The sequence below is a fragment of the uncultured Hymenobacter sp. genome (genome assembly GCF_964242765.1).
Taxonomy (GTDB): Bacteria; Bacteroidota; Bacteroidia; order Cytophagales; family Hymenobacteraceae; genus Hymenobacter.
On sequence record NZ_CAXTBM010000045.1, the window covers coordinates 1,465 to 17,908 of the forward strand.

Below are 16,444 nucleotides of genomic sequence, written 5' to 3' on the forward strand. Positions count from 1 at the left end.
CCGTCGGGCTGGATGGTTGCGTCAATCACGTTGAAGTCTTTGTCATACAAGACCTTGGCCGGCGTGTAGGTCTTGAAGTCTTTGGTCGTGACGTAGTAAATGCGGTGGTTGTTAGCGCCCTCCAGCGTCGTTTCGCCGGCCGCAAAGCGGCCAGGAATCGTGGTGGCCCAGTAGATGATATACTGCTTGTTTGTAGCATCATACGTTACTTCGGGCGCCCAGCAGTTCTTGGCAGTCGGCTCCTGCTCCATCACCGGCAGGTACTGTTGCGGGCTCCAGTGCACGAGGTCGGGCGAGGAGGCGTAGCCAATGCCGCGGTCGTGCCAGCTCGTGGTCCAGACCATGTGAAACTGACCGTCCTGCCCCCGGATGAGGCAGGGGTCGCGCATGAGCTTGTCCTTGCTCACCGTGGGCGCCAGCAGCGACTGCCCCTGGTTGAGGGCCGCCCACTGCAAGCCGTCGGCGCTGGTGGCCAGGTGCAGCCCGTCCTCGCCATTGCCCTTGAAGTAACCAAACAGCAGCACCTCGTCTTTTTTGAGCGGCTTTTGAGCCTGGCTCGTGAGGGCGGTCAGCAGCAGGGCGCCGGCGGCGAGTAGGCGGGGGTAGGGCATGTGATTATCAATTAATTAATTGTCCTTGCGAGGAGGCACGACGAAGCAATCGCATCAGGACGAGCCGTTCGGGTGCGATTGCTTCGTCGTGCCTCCTCGCAAGGACAGGCCGTTTTACAAAGCATGGTCAACCCTGACATCCTGGCCCGACCAGATGCGGCGGGCCGTCCAGTCCTGCGCCGGCTCGGCCCAAAAAGGGTGGGTAGGCGGCAGGCCCAGCGGCAAAAAAGCCGTGGTGCAGAGGTAGAGGCTGCCCGTCGAAATGTAGGTTTCGCCGATACCCGGCTGGTGCCCGCAGAGCCCGATTTGGAGCCAGCCCTGCGCATCGAAGGTGCCGCGCGGCTCCAGGGTGCGCCGGATAACGGCCGTGAGGGCGCTGCGCACCTGACCGGCTGGCAACTCCGGGGGCAATTGCTGTTGCAGCGCCATCTGAGCCAGATGCTGAAACGCGCCGCAACGGTACGCCAACGACCGGCCAAAGGCTGCAAACGACCCATCGGGGGCAACGAGCCGCTCTTGTACCACAGCATAGCGCCGGGCGCGGGCGCGCAGGGTGTCGAGCAGTTCCTGGCGTTCTTTGCCGGCCTGCACCAGCGTGGCTACCACATCCAGCAGCATGGGCTGGATGACGTAGCTATTGTAGTAGTCCCAATGATAGTCGGGGCCGTCGCCGTAGGTGCCATCACCCTTGTACCAGAGTTGGTGCTGCTTGATGGCGTAGTCCATCCGCATCAGGTCGCCGGAGCCCGTGAATTTCAAAAGCGCCGCTTCGATGATGGCACTGAACAGCAGCCAGTTGCTGTACACCGGCTTGATTACCCGGCTACTTTGCAGCGCCTGCACCAATTGGGTCTGGGTAGCGGCCGGCAATTGCGCCCAAAGCTGAGTAGGCGCCCGCAGCAAGGCATGCGCCAGAAAAGCGGCGTCAACTACCGGCTGGCCGCCCTGGTTGAAATTCAAGAAATCCGGTGATTTAGGATCAACTCCCTGGCTGATGGCTTGGCGGGCTAGTTCGGCGTAGCGCTTTTGCCGTGGCAGCTCGTCGGCGGAAGCGCCGGTTAGTTCCAGCCAAGGCGCCAACCCTGCCAAGGTGCGGCCCAACGCTTCGAGGTGCGACACGTTGCGGCGCCCTTCCTGCTGGCCTGGGGCTGATTCTATGGGCATGGTGGCTTTCAGACGGGCTTGCGCAGCGGCTGCCAGCACTGGATCGGCCACCCGGAGCAGGGTGTTCAGCCAATAAGTCCGGTCGGAAGCTTTGGCAGCAGCTTTGGCCGCCAGATTGGGCGTGGCCCAGGTTGGTGCGGGCAAGGCCAGCGCGGAGAGGCCCGTAACGGCCTGAGTTACGAAGGAGCGTCGTTTCATATAACTGGTACCGAAACCGGCTACTTGCGTTTGATAATTTCAAAGCCAGCGCCGTTGGTCCAGTCCGTAACCCGGTGCTTGGGATGCGCTAACCGCCAAGGGGCGGCCCTCAGCAACGGCGTTTCAACAAATTTGGGTTGGAGTACCCTTTCGTTGGCTTTGGAAAGCGACTGGGCGTGAACAGAAGCAGAGTCCAGGTTGAAAGCGAGCAGTCCTAACGTGAGTGGTGGCAATAAGCGGGATTTACCAAGCATAGTGAAAGAGCGGAGTGGAGGGCCAAAAAACTCAGTAGCTGCAATAGTAGCGGGAAGCCAACGGAAATGGGGGGCTATATTCAGGAAATAAGGGGTGGTTTTCAAGCAAGTTCCTATTTAACGTCCTTAGTCAATCCAAGCAGCCGCACAGCAATTACCTGTTTGTAGAAACGAAACCAAGGCGTCGGCAAAGAGTGCCGACAAATAAATTAGCCCCCTTTTCGCTGAAAAAGACCCGGCTGTCGGTGACGGGCCGGCGTTACTTTTGAACTGTTTGGAAACGGGCGGCAACAAATTAGTTTTCGGAGCCGACCACTTACCCTGCATTAACGGAGGCTTGCCTTGTATCCTCACGCGCCCTTCCCTCGTCTAACTGATAGCCTGCTTTTTAGATCGGCATTTTCATTATGAAACATCTTCTTACCGCTTTGCTTGGGCTCCTCTTTGGCATGAGTGCTCCGCTGGTCGTGGCCCAAACCTCGCCGCCAACTCCCACGGCAAAAAGGACATCTTTCAAGCCGGGCGAGCTGTGGTACGACACCGACGGCAACCTCATCAACGCCCACGGCGGGGGCCTGTTGCTAGTGGGCGACGCGTACTATTGGTACGGCGAAAAACGGGCCCAGCACCAGGAGGAAGGCGTGAATGTGTACTCCTCGAAAGACCTCTACAACTGGAAGTACGAGGCCGTAGCCCTCACGCCGGCCACCGAGGCCCAAAGCGACATTGCGGCTGGCTGCCTGATGGAACGCCCCAAGGTTGTCTACAACCAAAAGACCAAGCAATATGTGATGTGGTTTCATCTGGAGCTGAAAGGCCAGGGCTACAAAGCTGCCCGCGCCGGCGTAGCGGTGGCCGACAAGCCCACCGGCCCGTTTCGCTACGTGAGCAGCTTCCGGCCCAACGGCAACATGTCGCGCGACATGGGCTTGTTTGTGGACGACGATGGCGCCGCCTACCACATCTACTCTAGCCGCGAAAACTACGACCTGCGCCTGGCCCGGCTGTCCGCCGATTATCTAACGCCTACCACACAGGATTCGCTGCTGTTTGCCAAGCACCGTGAGGCCCCCGCTTTGTTTAAGCAAGGAGGGAAGTACTACCTCATTACCAGCGGCTGCACGGGCTGGGCACCCAACGAGGCCTCGCTGCATGTGGCTGATAAGCTCTTCGGGCCGTGGCAGTTGCTCGGCGACCCCCTGACCGGCCCGAACGCCAAGCTCACCTATGGCGGGCAATCCACCTACGTGCTGCCGTTAGCAGGTAAGAAAGATGCGTTTATCTTCATGGCCGATCGGTGGAATCCGAAAGACTTGAAAGATAGTCGCTACTTGTGGCTGCCGGTGCAATTCAGGGCCGGCCAGCCCACCATCGACTGGATAGAGCAGTGGGACCTGAAATACTTCAGCAAACAATTATAGAAGATGATACATAAGTACATGATGGGGGCTTTGCTGCTAAGCAGCCTAAGCCTGAATCCGGCGGCGCAAGCCCAAACCAAAGCCAGTACGGCCAAGCATACTTTCGCCCTGGGCAACGAGAGCTTCCTGCTCGATGGCAAGCCGTTCCAGATGATTTCGGGGGAACTGCACTACCCGCGCATTCCGCGCGAGGCGTGGCGGCACCGCATGAAAATGGCTAAAGCTATGGGCTTGAACACCATCGGTACCTACGTGTTCTGGAATTTGCACGAGCCCGAGCCCGGCAAGTACAACTTCACCGGCAACAACGACATTGCGGCCTTCGTGAAGATTGCGCAAGAAGAAGGCATGTGGGTGGTGCTGCGGCCGAGCCCTTACGTGTGCGCCGAGTGGGAATTTGGCGGCTACCCGTACTGGTTGCAGAAAGACAAAAGCTTGGTGGTCCGCAGCAAAGATCCGAAATACATAGCCGCCTACGGCCGCTACCTGAAGGAGGTAGCCAAGCAGCTAGCCCCGTTGCAAGTCAACCACGGCGGACCGGTGCTGATGGTGCAGGTCGAAAACGAGTACGGCTTCTACTCCAACGACAAAGACTATCTGGCACTGAACCGCAAAATGTTCGTGGAGGCCGGTTTCGACGGGCTGCTGTATACCTGTGACCCCGGCGAGAAAGTGAAAGATGGCCACCTGCCCGGCTTGTTGCCCGCTGTGAATGGCATCGACAAGCCCAATGAGGTGAAGAAGATCGTGCGGACCTACCACGGCGGCAAAGGCCCGTTCTACATTGCCGAGTGGTATCCGGCTTGGTTTGACTGGTGGGGCACCCCCCACCACACGGTGCCCGCCTCCAAGTATACGTCCCGCCTCGATTCGGTACTGGCCGCGGGGATTTCCATCAACATGTACATGTTTCATGGGGGCACCACGCGCGGCTTCATGAACGGGGCCAACTACAAAGGCGAAGGCACCAAGTTCGAGCCCCAAATCAGCAGCTACGACTACGACGCGCCCCTCGATGAAGCCGGCAACGCCACGCCGAAGTTCATGGCCTTCCGCGGTGTAATCGAGAAGCACCTGCCCAAAGGCGCGAAACTGCCCCCGGTACCCGCTGTGAAGCCCTCGATGCGCATTCCGGTTATCAATATGAGTTCGGCCACCAGCCTGCTAGCCGACCTGCCCAAACCCGTTGTGAATGTCCGGCCGCAGACGTTTGAGGCCCTGAACCAGGATTATGGCTTCCTGCTTTACCGCACCGAGGTAGTTGGGGGGCGCAAAGGAGTGCTTAGCATCAAAGAGTTGCGCGATTATGGCGTGGTGATGGTGAACGGGCAGCGCGTGGCCACCCTGGACCGCCGCCTCGGGCAAGACCAAGTGGAACTAACGCTGCCCCAAGGCACCGTGCGGCTCGATATTCTGGTGGAAAACCTGGGCCGCCTCAACTTCGGACCTTTCCTCAATCAAAACCGCAAGGGCATCACCGAGCGGGTAAGTTTCGCGGGCACCGAACTCACCAATTGGCAGCACTACCGCTTGCCGTTCGCCAGCATTGCCGCGGCCTCCAAAGTCAACGGTAAAATTGCTCCCAACGACAACAGCCCGGTGCTGCGGCGCGGCAGCTTCACTGTCACCAAACCCGCCGACACCTACCTTGATATGAGCCAGTGGGGCAAAGGCTGCGTGTGGCTGAACGGCCACAACCTGGGCCGCTACTGGGAAGTAGGCCCCCAGCAAACGCTGTACGTGCCCGCCGAATGGCTGAAGAAAGGCGCCAATGAAGTGGTGGTGCTGGAGCTACTGAAGCCCCAACAAGACAAGCTCACGGGCCTGGACAAGCCCATCCTGGACGTAGTGAAAACCGACGGCGAGGCCCGCAAGACGAATTAATGCCGTCATTTACTGCTATGCGTTTATGCTTCTTGTTGCTCGTCATCTGTTGGCCGTTTGCCCCAATCCTAGCCCAACAGCAGTCAGTTGATACCTTAAAAGGCCCGGCGGCCGTTTTGCCCGGCGTGTACGCTGATCCGCACTTGGCGGCGTTCGGCGATACTTTTTACTTGTACCCGACCACCGATGGCACCGAAGGCTGGTTGTCCACCTCGTTTAGCTGTTGGTCGTCGAAGGACTTGGTGCAATGGAAAAACGAAGGCATTATTCTGGATTTGCCCCGCGACTTGAAGTGGGCCACGCAGCGGGCTTGGGCCCCGGCCATTGCCGCCAAAAACGGCAAGTACTACTACTATTACTCGGCCGCGCAGAGCATCGGCGTGGCGGTGGCCAGTAAGCCAACGGGCCCGTTCCGGGACCCGCTAGGCAAGCCGCTCGTAGCCAAGGGCGCTTTCAAAGGACAGATGATTGACCCCATGGTGTTCGTGGACGATGATGGCGCGGCCTACCTCTACTTCGGGCAGGGCCAGTGCCACGCCGTGAAACTGAATCCGGATATGGTGTCTTTTGATTCAGCGGCCGTAATCGAGTTCAAGCCGCCGGGCTACAACGAAGGCTCGTTTGTGTTCAAGCGCCAAGGTAAATACTACCTGATGTGGTCGGAGTACGACACCCGTGACCCGCGCTACTCCGTGGCCTACGCCACGGCTGCTTCGCCGCTAGGTCCCTTCACGAAAGCCACCAGCAATCCGGTGCTGCACGGCCGGGGCGTAGTGAAAGGCGCGGGCCACCACTCGGTGCTGCAAGTGCCCGGCACCGACCAGTGGGTAATTGCCTACCACCGCTTCAAGATACCGGGCGGCAACGGCTACAACCGCGAAACCTGCCTCTCCCCCATGCGCTTTGATGCGCAAGGCAATATCCTGCCCGTTGATGTGTTCGAGGTGGTGAAGCCCACCAAAGCCAAGCGGGGCGCGCCCGCACGCCCATGAGCTAGGCCTGCACCTGCATGGCTCCGTGGTGCGCGTACCAGAACGCCTGGTAAAACGCTCGATAGAGCAGATGTAGGCGCTAGCTCTCGTTGTCCTTAGTACCTTAAGTAGACGCCTGTAGTGCCTCACATACATCGTTAACTCAATTTATAGGCTATAAAAGGAGTTGTACATGCGCGCTACTCAACGGTTAATCCTGACGATTCTGGTTCTAGCGTTATCGGTGACCGGGAGCCATGCCCAGCGAAAAGAAGCGCTGATTATCAACCGGAGCGCTACCACGGAAACGTCTATTCTATTTTACTACACGGATATTCTCGCCAAGCATAAAGAGCGGATCATTAAACCAGGCGACACGCTCCACGTAATTTTCGACGAAAACTCTTTTGATCAAATACGCATATGCGTTGCTCGTAGATCAGATCGACCAGAAGAAAAAAAACCTGCTTTACTTGTCTGGCCCGGCGACGTAGTGTCTGTCAGCTGTGTGGAAGCGACGAATACTTATACCTTCTCTGGTAAGCAGGCAGCCGAATTGAAGTTCTACGACCAGATTTGGCACAATGCCATCAGCCTCGAGACGTGGTGGTTATCTGAAACCTACCCAAGTGAACCCGACTTGCCGCCAACACTAGACGAGTTTATGTGCTGGTGGCAGGATGAGCGGCAGCGTACCGACAAGCTGCTCGCCGAGTTGCGCACCACGCCCGGCGTACGGCCGATGGTAGCGGCGGCGCTTACCCGTGAGTTGCAGTTAGAAACATTTCGCTTCCTGTTGCAAGGCGTCAGCTACCACGAACTGTATTATGCAACGTCGCCAGGTGTGCCTAACTCGCTGCGGAAGTATAGAGCCCCAGGAACGGTCAAGAAGTTTCCGGCAGTATACCAGGATTCCGTGTTGGCGCAGTTCCGGCGGCTTCGCTACATTCAGGCGCTGCCTTTATCTGTGTCGGAGCACAGGGGTTACGTAGCCTCGGATTTCGTGCACTATCTAGCCTTAGCGCAGGGTAGACCGGCCACGTACAGCGCTCAATACACCTTGGCCAAGAGCCAATATCAGGGCAATCAAAAAGAGTTGACGTGCTTTCAATTGTTGGCTGGTGCGAAGCGCTTCCGCAGGCCCCAGCCGCACTTGCTGAAAGACTACCGCAGCTGGATGATGCCGGAAAGCCGTTTCGTGCGCAGCCTTACCGGCCAAGATCAGCTTACACTCATACTGCCCGATCAGCAGCTAGCCAATACCGACACCCTTATTGGGGCTAACAACCAGAAAATAACGCTGGCCCAGTTGCTAGCCAAGCACCGCGGCAAAATGATTTACCTGGATTTCTGGGCCAGCTGGTGCGCGCCTTGCATCATGGAAATGCCCGCCTCGGCGGCGCTGCGGCAGCACTACCGCGGCAAGCCCGTAGTCTTCATTTACCTTTCTATTGATGACGACCACCAGGAGTGGCAGCAGGCCACGGCGCAATTTCTGCCCCGTGTTGCCGAGCAGTACCGCTTCACAAGCCACAAAACCGCCCGGTTCTTGAAGCGCTTCGCCGTAACCAGCATCCCGCGCTACATCCTGCTCGATAAGTACGGCATCATGCGCTATGCCGAGGCGCCCCGCCCCGACGACCCGGACCTCAAAACGCGCGTAGCCTCCTTTTTAGCTCGGTAGAAAGACTTTTGTGTAGTCGTTTGGCTGCCGCTTACTCGATGCCGGCGCTAATCGGGATAGAAACGCTGGCAACCATAGGCTCACTGGCAATTACTACTTGCGTAGCATTTCATCGAATCTCTAATCGTTCAGTGCTTTCATCTTGACAAAACATCTCTTTTTCCGACACATTTTGCGCGGCGCGGCCGCCCTCTTGCTGCTAGTTGCTTCGCCCGTCCAGGCGCAGATGCGCCAGGAGTATTTGCTGGAAACCAACTGGAAGTTCACGAAAGGCGACGTGCCCGACGCGGCCAATCCGAGCTTCAAGGACACCAAATGGCAAACTGTTCGCGTACCGCACGACTGGGCCATCTACGGGCCTTTCGATGGCAGCAATGATGCGCAACAAGTTAAAGTCGAGCAAAACAACGAGAAGACAGCCTCTCTCAAATCGGGCCGCACCGGTGGGTTGCCTTTCATCGGGACGGGCTGGTACCGGCGCAAGCTGGTTGTGCCGGGGTTTCAGGTGGGCAAGCGAGCGGTGCTGCTCTTCGACGGAGCCATGAGCAATGCCCGCGTATTTGTGAATGGCCGGGAAGTGGGCACTTGGCCCTACGGCTACAATTCGTTTTTCTTCGACATCACCTCTTACCTGAACGCCAGCGGCGACAACACGCTGGCCGTGCGGCTGCAAAACATGCCGGAGTCGTCGCGCTGGTACCCGGGGGCCGGGCTTTACCGCAACGTGCATTTGCTGGTGACCGAGGACGTGCATATTCCGGTGTGGGGCACTTACCTCACCACACCGGAAATCAACGCGGAATTTGCGGAAGTCAGTTTGAAAACCAAGGTGGAAATGCCAGCCGGCACCACCCAATCCTTGCGCCTGCAAACCGAAATCCGGGACGCTAGCGGGCAAGTAGTGGCTACCGCCACCACCCCGCTGGCCGCTACCGACAAGCAGGAATTTCAGCAAAAATTAGTAGTGAAAACGCCCCGGCTATGGTCGCCGGAAACGCCCGTGCTTTACACGGCGCACTCCAAGCTCTACGCTGGCGAGCAACTCAAAGACGAGTACAGCACCCGCTTTGGCATCCGTTCGTTTGCCTTTGAAGCTGATAAAGGCTTTTCGCTGAACGGACAGGCGCGCAAGTTCAAGGGCGTCTGCAACCACCACGACCTGGGCCCGCTGGGCGCAGCCATCAACACGGCAGCTCTGCGGCGGCAATTAGTGTTGCTCAAGGATATGGGCTGCGACGCTATTCGCACCTCGCACAACATGCCGGCCCCGGAACTGGTACGCCTCTGCGACGAAATGGGCTTTATGCTGATGGTGGAAGCTTTCGATGAGTGGAAAACTCCGAAAGTGAAGAACGGCTACAGTCAGTATTTCGATCAGTGGGCCGAGAAAGACATACTCAACATGGTGCACCGCGACCGGAACAATGCTTCGGTTATTATGTGGAGCATCGGTAACGAGGTGCCCGAGCAAAGTAGGCCCGGCGGCAACAAGATTGCCAAGCGCCTCCAGGACATCTGCCACCGCGAAGACCCGACCCGACCCGTCGCGTCGGGCATGGACCGCTTCGACGCCGACATCCAAAACAACTTTGCCTCGGTGCTCGACATTGCCGGCTTCAACTACAAGCCCCACCGCTACGAGGAAGCCAACAACAAGCTGCCGCAAGGTTTCCTGCTGGGTTCAGAAACGGCTTCCACAGTTAGTTCGCGGGGCGTCTACAAATTCCCGGTGGTAGCCGCCAAAGACAAGCGATACGACGACAACCAATCGTCATCGTATGACCTGGAAGCGTGCAACTGGTCGCAAACCCCCGACGAGGAATTTGTTATGCAGGACGACTTGCCCTACGTAATCGGCGAGTTCGTGTGGACTGGTTTCGACTATTTGGGCGAACCTACCCCGTATGATAGGGGCCGGTGGCCTTCGCACAGTTCTTACTTCGGGATTATAGATCTGGCTGGCCTGCCCAAAGACCGGTACCACCTCTACCGGGCCCGCTGGAACACCACTGCCCCCACTTTGCACCTGCTTCCGCACTGGACCTGGCCCGGCCGTGAGGGGCAAACCACACCGGTGTTTTGCTACACCAGTTACCCTTCGGCCGAGCTGTTTGTGAACGGCAAAAGCATGGGCCGCCAAACCAAAAGCACCACGGCCAGCCCCCAGACCCGCTACCGCCTGATGTGGAACGACGTGAAGTACGAGCCCGGCACCATCAAAGTAGTGGCCTACGACGCCCAAGGCAAACAGGCCGCCACCGAAGAAGTGCGCACCGCCGGCAAGCCCGACCACATCAAGCTAGTAGCCGACCGCACCACCCTCACCGCCAACGGCCAGGACCTGGCCTTCGTTACGGCCCGGGTGGAAGACGCCCAAGGCAACCTGTGCCCGGCGGCTACCGACCAGCTGCAATTTGCGGTTAGTGGCGCGGGCCGTTTCCGGGCCGTAGCCAACGGCGACGCCACCAACCTGGAGTTATTCCACGAGCCCCGCATGAAAGCATTTCAGGGAATGCTGGTGGCGCTGGTCGAAACCACCGACAAGGCCGGCGACGTGCAGTTGAAAGTGAGTGGCAAAGGCTTGAAAAGCGGCGTGATTCAACTTAAGTCGCAAGCAGGGGTAGCGAAGTAAGGGCCGACGGGGGAGCGTACATTATTAGCTAAAATAGCCCGTTTGGCGCCACCCCTTGCTTCGTGCTTTGTCGTTACTTCCTAGCACAGCAAAATCTCAGACAATACACCAGCCGACCCGCTGCGCATTTGTGGTACGGCGGCTTTATGAACCTCCACCTCATCATCCGATGCTTTCCTTCCGATTTGTCTGGTTTTTGCTTCCAATGCTGCTAAGCACTAGTGGTTGGCCCCTGCTCGGTTGGGCTCAGACCAACGGGAATGGAATAACATTTCGGAAGAATTCCGTGGGTGCACACCAAAACGAGCAACACACCGCCTTCGGCAACTCGGGGAGCTACGTGGCGCAAACCGGCCCCAAGCCCGCCGCGTGGAAGCTGGTGTGGGCCGATGAGTTCAATAGCAATGGGCTGCCTGATGCCAAGAACTGGAAGTTTGAAAACGGGTTTGTGCGCAACAACGAGTTGCAATGGTATCAGCCCAGTAATGCCCGCTGCGAAAACGGAATGCTACTTATCGAAGCCCGGCAAGAAAAACGCGCCAACCCCAACTACCAAGCAGGCAGCAGCAACTGGAAAACCAACCGCCCGACCATCAACTACACTTCCGCCAGCTTGCACACCAGTGGCTTGCACAGCTGGCAATACGGCCGCTTTGAAATGCGCGGCCGGATCAATACCAGTCCCGGTCTGTGGCCTGCCTTCTGGACGTTGGGCGTGGCCGGGGAGTGGCCCTCCAATGGCGAAATTGACATTATGGAGTACTACAAGGGCAAGATACTGGCCAACGTTGCTACGGGTACCAGCAAAGCCTACACCGCCAAATGGCACAGTACCAGCAAACCAGTGAGCGAGTTCCAAGACCCTCAATGGTCGGAAAAATTCCACATCTGGCGCATGGATTGGGACGCGCAATTCATCCGCCTCTACGTCGACGACCAGCTCTTGAACGAGGTGCCCCTAACCGAAACCGTAAATCAGGATGGCACTGGCATCAACCCGATGCAACAGCCACACTACATCCTGCTCAACCTCGCCCTGGGTGGCGACAACGGCGGCGACCTGGGCAGCACAAGCTTCCCCAACCGTTTCGAGGTCGACTACGTGCGCGTCTACCAGCGCTAGCGGGCTCGTAGTACTTTGCCAACGCTCCGTCTTACTCGCTTCTGCTATTGAATAGAAGTGAGTGAAACGGAGTGTTACTTATACGTAGGCATACCGTAAAAATTCAATACTTATTAAGGCCTCTGTTGTTGAATTATTCGATTAATGTTTAGCATTGAAACGTAACTTATTGAAATGAAGACGCAGTTCATCTCCAAGATTTAAAGCGCATAATGAAAGTATATGCTATTGATAATGAAAATAGTGTCTTGAAAATATATATGGTTAAGGCCTTTATAGCCTCAGCTTCGTAATTAGGCCCACAGGATAAAGCTGCGACTTTTAGCTTTGAATTAATCTAATAAGAGTAGCTCCGTATATAACCTGATTTCACTGGAATAAAACTGTATAGTATCATAGCGCCAAAACAAAAGGCTGCTGAGAGTATTACTTTTAGTGTCGCATCATCTGTAGCAGTTTCGTACCGACCCTCGTGGTTATTTATGCACAACTCTTTCAGTTCTTTATCTAGTTCGAGTTCAACTTCTCTACTGGCTTCGGCCAAGCATCCCGTACTGTTGCGCCACAACGTGACCGTAATTGGAGAAGGCAAGCCACCCTTGCTCTTGTGCAATGGATTTGGCTGCGACCAGCGGATTTGGCGTTATATGATTCCGGCGTTGTCTGCGCGCTACCAACTTATACTCTTCGATCAGGTTGGGTCGGGTGGCTCGGATCGAACTGCCTATGATTCAGAAAAGTATGCTACCCTTAAAGGATATGCTCAAGACATAATCGAGATTTGCCAAGTGCTGGGTATTCAGCAAACTGCGGTGGTAGCCCACTCAGTAGGCACTATGATTGTCATGCTGGCTGCCATCGAGGCCCCCGAACTCTTTTCTCGGATTGTGATGGTAGCGCCCTCGCCCTATTACCTCAACGAACCGGAGTACCACGGGGGCTTCGACCGGGAGGATATGAACCAACTGCTGCAACTCATGGATGCCGACTACAACGGGTGGTCTGATCTGTTTGCCGCCTTGCTGATGGGCCCTGCTACACCCGCCGCCTTGTATCAGGAACTGGCCACCCAATTCTGCACGACCGATTGCACCATTGGCCGGCAGTTTGCGGAGGTGGCATTCTTTGCTGATAACCGGGCCGACTTACCCCAGCTTCAGGTTCCCACGTTGTTGTTGCAGTGTGCGCAGGACGTGGCCGCTCCTGTGGAAGTAGGCGCGTACCTGCTCAAGCATCTGCCCCAAGCCAAATTGATTGCGTTGCAAGCCACCGGCCATTGCCCGCACCTAAGCGCCCCAATGGAAACGCTAGCAGCTATGGAAAACTTCTTAGTGTAAGGCAGTTGACTGAAGCTCTAGCGAAAACAGATTAAGTGCTGGCTTGCTCCTCGGTGGTGGGTCCGCTCTTAAGCTTTTTCATAAATGCGCTAAAAGCTGGTCGAAATTCGGCGAACAGAGGATTTTCGCGGTTCTTAAGCATCACTTCACTGAATAGCTTCAGCCCGATAGCAAACTCAGTGGCCTGGCTTGGCTCAGTGAATAACGGACGGTTTTCTAGCCGCTCAACTATCTGAAAGATATCGTCGTGGTTATCGAATTCCAGCTCCAGCGGCGGGTGTGTAGGTTGATTGGGAGCCGCCGCAGCCAGATGTTCGAGGCGCAGGCGGTAGTGGTGGGCGCGTTTAGCCATGAGGTAGTTAGAAGGCGTTGCAACAATGCCGGTAGCACTCTGTGAAGTGGGAAGAGTGGTTCCCAAACCAAGGTACGGGTTGCAGATACTCCTGTTACTGCGTCCCTGCGCTATCCAAGCCATTCCCACCGCAAAACCTAACAGTATGGGGGCTACTTTGGATGTCTGGTTTTTGAGCTAAGAACTCAGCTTAACGCCATTGCAACAACGAAAGGAAAACGCATAAATATAGATGAAGGCTGAAATTTCGCCGCAACTACAAGCACAACAACCGGTCGGAGAAGGCAAGATTATTGGGTCTTGCTCTTCTCCGACCGGTTGTTGTGTGAATTACAGCAGAAGTGCGCAGCGGCCCACTACGCCGTTGCGTCTAATCCACCCGTAAGTTGTTGATAGGATTGGCCGTGGCGGCTCGTACGGCTTGGTAGCTTACCGTCAGGAAGGCTACGGCGGCGGCTAGTAGGCCCGCCGCTAAGAAAGCCCAGAGCGGTATGTCGATGCGGTAGGCGAAGTCTTGCAGCCAGCGGTGCATGGCTAGCCAAGCTACCGGAAAGGCAATAATGGCCGCTACCACCACCAGCAACAGAAATTCCTTGGAGAGCAAGCCTACGATAGTGGACACATCCGCCCCGAGCACTTTCCGAATGCCGATTTCCTTTTTGCGACGCTCGGCTGCGTACGTAGCCAAGCCAAACAGTCCCAAACAGCCCACGAAAATGGCAATGCCGGTAAAGATCCAGAGCAAGGTGTTGAGCTTGTCTTCGGACCTGTACATCTGGTCGAAGTTGTCGTCCATGAACTTGAACTCGATGGGGTAATCGGGGCTGAACTTGCTCCACACTTGCTTAACGCCTTCCACACCGGCTCCCACGTTTTGCGCTTTTAGCTTCACAGCTACTTTCCAGTAAGCATTGGGGAAGATTTGCAGCACGGTGGGCTCCATCTTGTCGTACAGGCTCTTGTAGTGAAAGTCCTTCACCACGCCTATCACCTTGCCGGTTTTCAGCGAATCAGGGTTTTGGTCGTTCCAAACGTTCCAATGCAGGGTTTGGCCCAGGGCTTTTTCCGGAGTTGCAAAGCCCAGGTCCCGCACGGCGGTTTCGTTGAGGATAAAGGCTTGGTCTGGGTCGGTTTTCAACTCCCGGGAAAAGTCGCGGCCAGCTACCAGTTGCAGGCCGAGGGTTTTCAGGTAGTCGTGGTCAACCATCAACTGCGTGACGCTGAACTTCTTCTGCTCCCCATTGATAGGAACAATGATTTGGTCGCCAGCCACCATGTCACCCGGGAAGCCGTAGCCGATGGTGGAAGAAGTTACGCCCGACGCCTGCGCCAGCTCGTGTTTGAAGGCGTCGTAGTTGCGGGTCATGTTGTCGCCGCGCATTGGAAAAAACATGATCTGGTCTTTGTTGAAGCCCAGGTCCTTGTTGTGCAGGTAGGAAACCTGCTGGTACACCACAATGGCACTAATAATAAGGAAGACCGACAACGCAAACTGCACCACAATCAGCCCGTGCCGCAGCCACTGCACCCGGCCAAAGAGCCCGTCCGTAACCACCGCGCTTTTCAGCACTTTCACGGGCTTGAAGCTAGCCAGCACCAGCGCCGGGTAGAAACCCGCCACCAAGCCCACCACCAGCGTCAGGGCCAGCAGTACGGCCACCAAGCCAGGATTAGCCAGCAAATCAAACGACAAGCTTTTGCCCGTAAACTGATTGAGGAAGGGCAGCAGCAACGCCGTAAGCAACGCCGACAGCACCACGCTGATAAAAGTGAGCAGCACGGTTTCGCCCAAAAACTGGAGCATAAGCTGCTGCTGGCTGGCCCCAATGGTTTTGCGGATGCCCACCTCTTTGGCCCGCTGCATCGAGCGGGCGGTGGCCAGGTTCACGAAATTAAAGCAGGCAATCAGCAGCACAAAGCCCGCAATGGCGCCCAGGGCCCGCACGTAGGTGATGTTGCCCCGCGTGGCCCAATCAATTTTATGGTTGGCCGAGTGCAAGTACACTTCGTGCAGCGGCTGAAAAAACGAGGTGTACTCGATGTTGTCTTTGGCTAGCTGCGGCTTCACCTTCTCTTCCAGATAGGCCTGAAACTTAAGGCCCGCTGCCCGCCCATCTGTTCCGGGCCGCAGCTTGGCGTAGGTGTTGAACTGCCGCCAACCCCAGGACTGCATGCGCTTCTCCGGGATGCCGATATTGGCTGGGGACAGATGCAGCAGAAAGTTGAACGGGAGGTGAAATTTGAGTTCCTTGTTCTGGAGCACTCCCGATACCTGAAAAGTGGTGGTGTCCAGTTTGATTTGCTGGCCCACTGGGTTGGTTTTACCGAAAAACCGCTCAGTCATTTCCTCCGACAACACAATGGACGACGGCTTGGCCAATGCCTGCGCCGCCGACCCATACCGAAGAGGCAATTGCAGCACCTCAAACAGCTCCGGATCAGCCAGGAAACCGTTTTCCTCATAGAGGCTTTTGCTGCCCACCCGAAATAAGTTTTTGCTTTGCATCGACATGACGCGCACCGCCTTTTCCACCTCCGGCAGTTCCTGCTGCAAGGTGGGAGCAAACATAGGCGGGCTCATGGGCGTCCTTTCCGACGCATCCCCCTTCATCATCTGCGTCCCGACGCGGTAAATCCGGCTGCCATCGGGCAAGAATCGGTCGTACTGTAGCTCGTCGGCCACAAACAGACCGATGAGCAGGCAAGCCGTCAGACCCAACGCCAGACCGGCAATGTTGATAAACGAGAAGCCTTTGTGCCGGATCAGGTTGCGGTAGGCAACGAGCAGGTAGTTCTTAAACATCGGTTTAACA

At 56.6% G+C, this 16,444-nt stretch carries 12 protein-coding genes; 7 read left to right on the forward strand and 5 right to left on the reverse strand.

Annotated features, from left to right (window positions below):
- The 3 genes from ACFE7X_RS17425 to ACFE7X_RS17435 all read right to left on the reverse strand — a co-directional run.
- Positions 1 to 611: glycoside hydrolase family 43 protein (locus ACFE7X_RS17425; protein ID WP_375436967.1), on the reverse strand; the 611-nt coding region annotated here is incomplete at its 3' end.
- A 114-nt stretch (positions 612 to 725) separates the two neighbouring features.
- Positions 726 to 1,973 (reverse strand): DUF2264 domain-containing protein, encoded by a 1,248-nt coding sequence (locus ACFE7X_RS17430; RefSeq protein WP_375436968.1) that lies wholly within the window; start codon positions 1,971 to 1,973, stop codon positions 726 to 728.
- A 20-nt stretch (positions 1,974 to 1,993) separates the two neighbouring features.
- Positions 1,994 to 2,227: a hypothetical protein gene (locus ACFE7X_RS17435; RefSeq protein ID WP_375436969.1), complete on the reverse strand. Its 234-nt coding sequence runs from the start codon at positions 2,225 to 2,227 to the stop codon at positions 1,994 to 1,996.
- A gap of 407 nt (positions 2,228 to 2,634) precedes the next feature.
- On the opposite strand from ACFE7X_RS17435, the gene ACFE7X_RS17440 reads away from it, so the two are divergent.
- From ACFE7X_RS17440 to ACFE7X_RS17470, 7 genes are all read left to right on the forward strand, one after another.
- Positions 2,635 to 3,648: a glycoside hydrolase family 43 protein gene (locus tag ACFE7X_RS17440; RefSeq protein WP_375436970.1), complete on the forward strand. Its 1,014-nt coding sequence runs from the start codon at positions 2,635 to 2,637 to the stop codon at positions 3,646 to 3,648.
- Positions 3,649 to 3,651: 3 nt separating this feature from the next.
- Complete coding sequence (locus ACFE7X_RS17445; RefSeq protein WP_375436971.1) at positions 3,652 to 5,532, forward strand: beta-galactosidase family protein; 1,881 nt, start codon at positions 3,652 to 3,654, stop codon at positions 5,530 to 5,532.
- 17 nt (positions 5,533 to 5,549) lie between these two features.
- Positions 5,550 to 6,524: a family 43 glycosylhydrolase gene (locus ACFE7X_RS17450; RefSeq protein ID WP_375436972.1), complete on the forward strand. Its 975-nt coding sequence runs from the start codon at positions 5,550 to 5,552 to the stop codon at positions 6,522 to 6,524.
- A gap of 172 nt (positions 6,525 to 6,696) precedes the next feature.
- The gene (locus tag ACFE7X_RS17455; RefSeq protein WP_375436973.1) at positions 6,697 to 8,187 is read left to right on the forward strand and encodes a TlpA family protein disulfide reductase; all 1,491 of its coding nucleotides are present in this window, start codon (positions 6,697 to 6,699) and stop codon (positions 8,185 to 8,187) included.
- A 142-nt stretch (positions 8,188 to 8,329) separates the two neighbouring features.
- On the forward strand, positions 8,330 to 10,819 hold the full coding sequence (gene galB, locus ACFE7X_RS17460; RefSeq protein WP_375436974.1) for a beta-galactosidase GalB: 2,490 nt from the start codon (positions 8,330 to 8,332) through the stop codon (positions 10,817 to 10,819).
- A 169-nt stretch (positions 10,820 to 10,988) separates the two neighbouring features.
- Positions 10,989 to 11,942 carry a family 16 glycosylhydrolase gene (locus tag ACFE7X_RS17465; protein WP_375436975.1) on the forward strand — a complete coding sequence of 318 codons (954 nt, stop codon included), beginning with the start codon at positions 10,989 to 10,991 and terminating at the stop codon, positions 11,940 to 11,942.
- A 482-nt stretch (positions 11,943 to 12,424) separates the two neighbouring features.
- A complete protein-coding gene (locus ACFE7X_RS17470; protein ID WP_375436976.1) occupies positions 12,425 to 13,279 on the forward strand; it encodes an alpha/beta fold hydrolase in 855 nt (284 codons plus the stop codon).
- Positions 13,280 to 13,310: 31 nt separating this feature from the next.
- On the opposite strand, the gene ACFE7X_RS17475 is transcribed toward ACFE7X_RS17470, so the two are convergent.
- Both ACFE7X_RS17475 and ACFE7X_RS17480 read right to left on the reverse strand, forming a co-directional pair.
- Entirely contained in the window at positions 13,311 to 13,631 is a 321-nt protein-coding gene (locus ACFE7X_RS17475; RefSeq protein ID WP_375436977.1) for a DUF3861 domain-containing protein, read from the reverse strand.
- Between the two features lie 370 nt (positions 13,632 to 14,001).
- Positions 14,002 to 16,434 (reverse strand): ABC transporter permease, encoded by a 2,433-nt coding sequence (locus tag ACFE7X_RS17480; protein WP_375436978.1) that lies wholly within the window; start codon positions 16,432 to 16,434, stop codon positions 14,002 to 14,004.
- Positions 16,435 to 16,444 lie beyond the last annotated feature (10 nt).

Coding starts and splice junctions, on each gene's coding strand:
- ACFE7X_RS17430 (WP_375436968.1), bottom strand. CDS start 1,973: ATGAAACGACGCTCCTTCGTAACTCAGGCCGTTACGGGCCTCTCCGCG.
- ACFE7X_RS17435 (WP_375436969.1), bottom strand. CDS start 2,227: ATGCTTGGTAAATCCCGCTTATTGCCACCACTCACGTTAGGACTGCTC.
- ACFE7X_RS17440 (WP_375436970.1), top strand. CDS start 2,635: ATGAAACATCTTCTTACCGCTTTGCTTGGGCTCCTCTTTGGCATGAGT.
- ACFE7X_RS17445 (WP_375436971.1), top strand. CDS start 3,652: ATGATACATAAGTACATGATGGGGGCTTTGCTGCTAAGCAGCCTAAGC.
- ACFE7X_RS17450 (WP_375436972.1), top strand. CDS start 5,550: ATGCGTTTATGCTTCTTGTTGCTCGTCATCTGTTGGCCGTTTGCCCCA.
- ACFE7X_RS17455 (WP_375436973.1), top strand. CDS start 6,697: ATGCGCGCTACTCAACGGTTAATCCTGACGATTCTGGTTCTAGCGTTA.
- ACFE7X_RS17465 (WP_375436975.1), top strand. CDS start 10,989: ATGCTTTCCTTCCGATTTGTCTGGTTTTTGCTTCCAATGCTGCTAAGC.
- ACFE7X_RS17470 (WP_375436976.1), top strand. CDS start 12,425: ATGCACAACTCTTTCAGTTCTTTATCTAGTTCGAGTTCAACTTCTCTA.
- ACFE7X_RS17475 (WP_375436977.1), bottom strand. CDS start 13,631: ATGGCTAAACGCGCCCACCACTACCGCCTGCGCCTCGAACATCTGGCT.
- ACFE7X_RS17480 (WP_375436978.1), bottom strand. CDS start 16,434: ATGTTTAAGAACTACCTGCTCGTTGCCTACCGCAACCTGATCCGGCAC.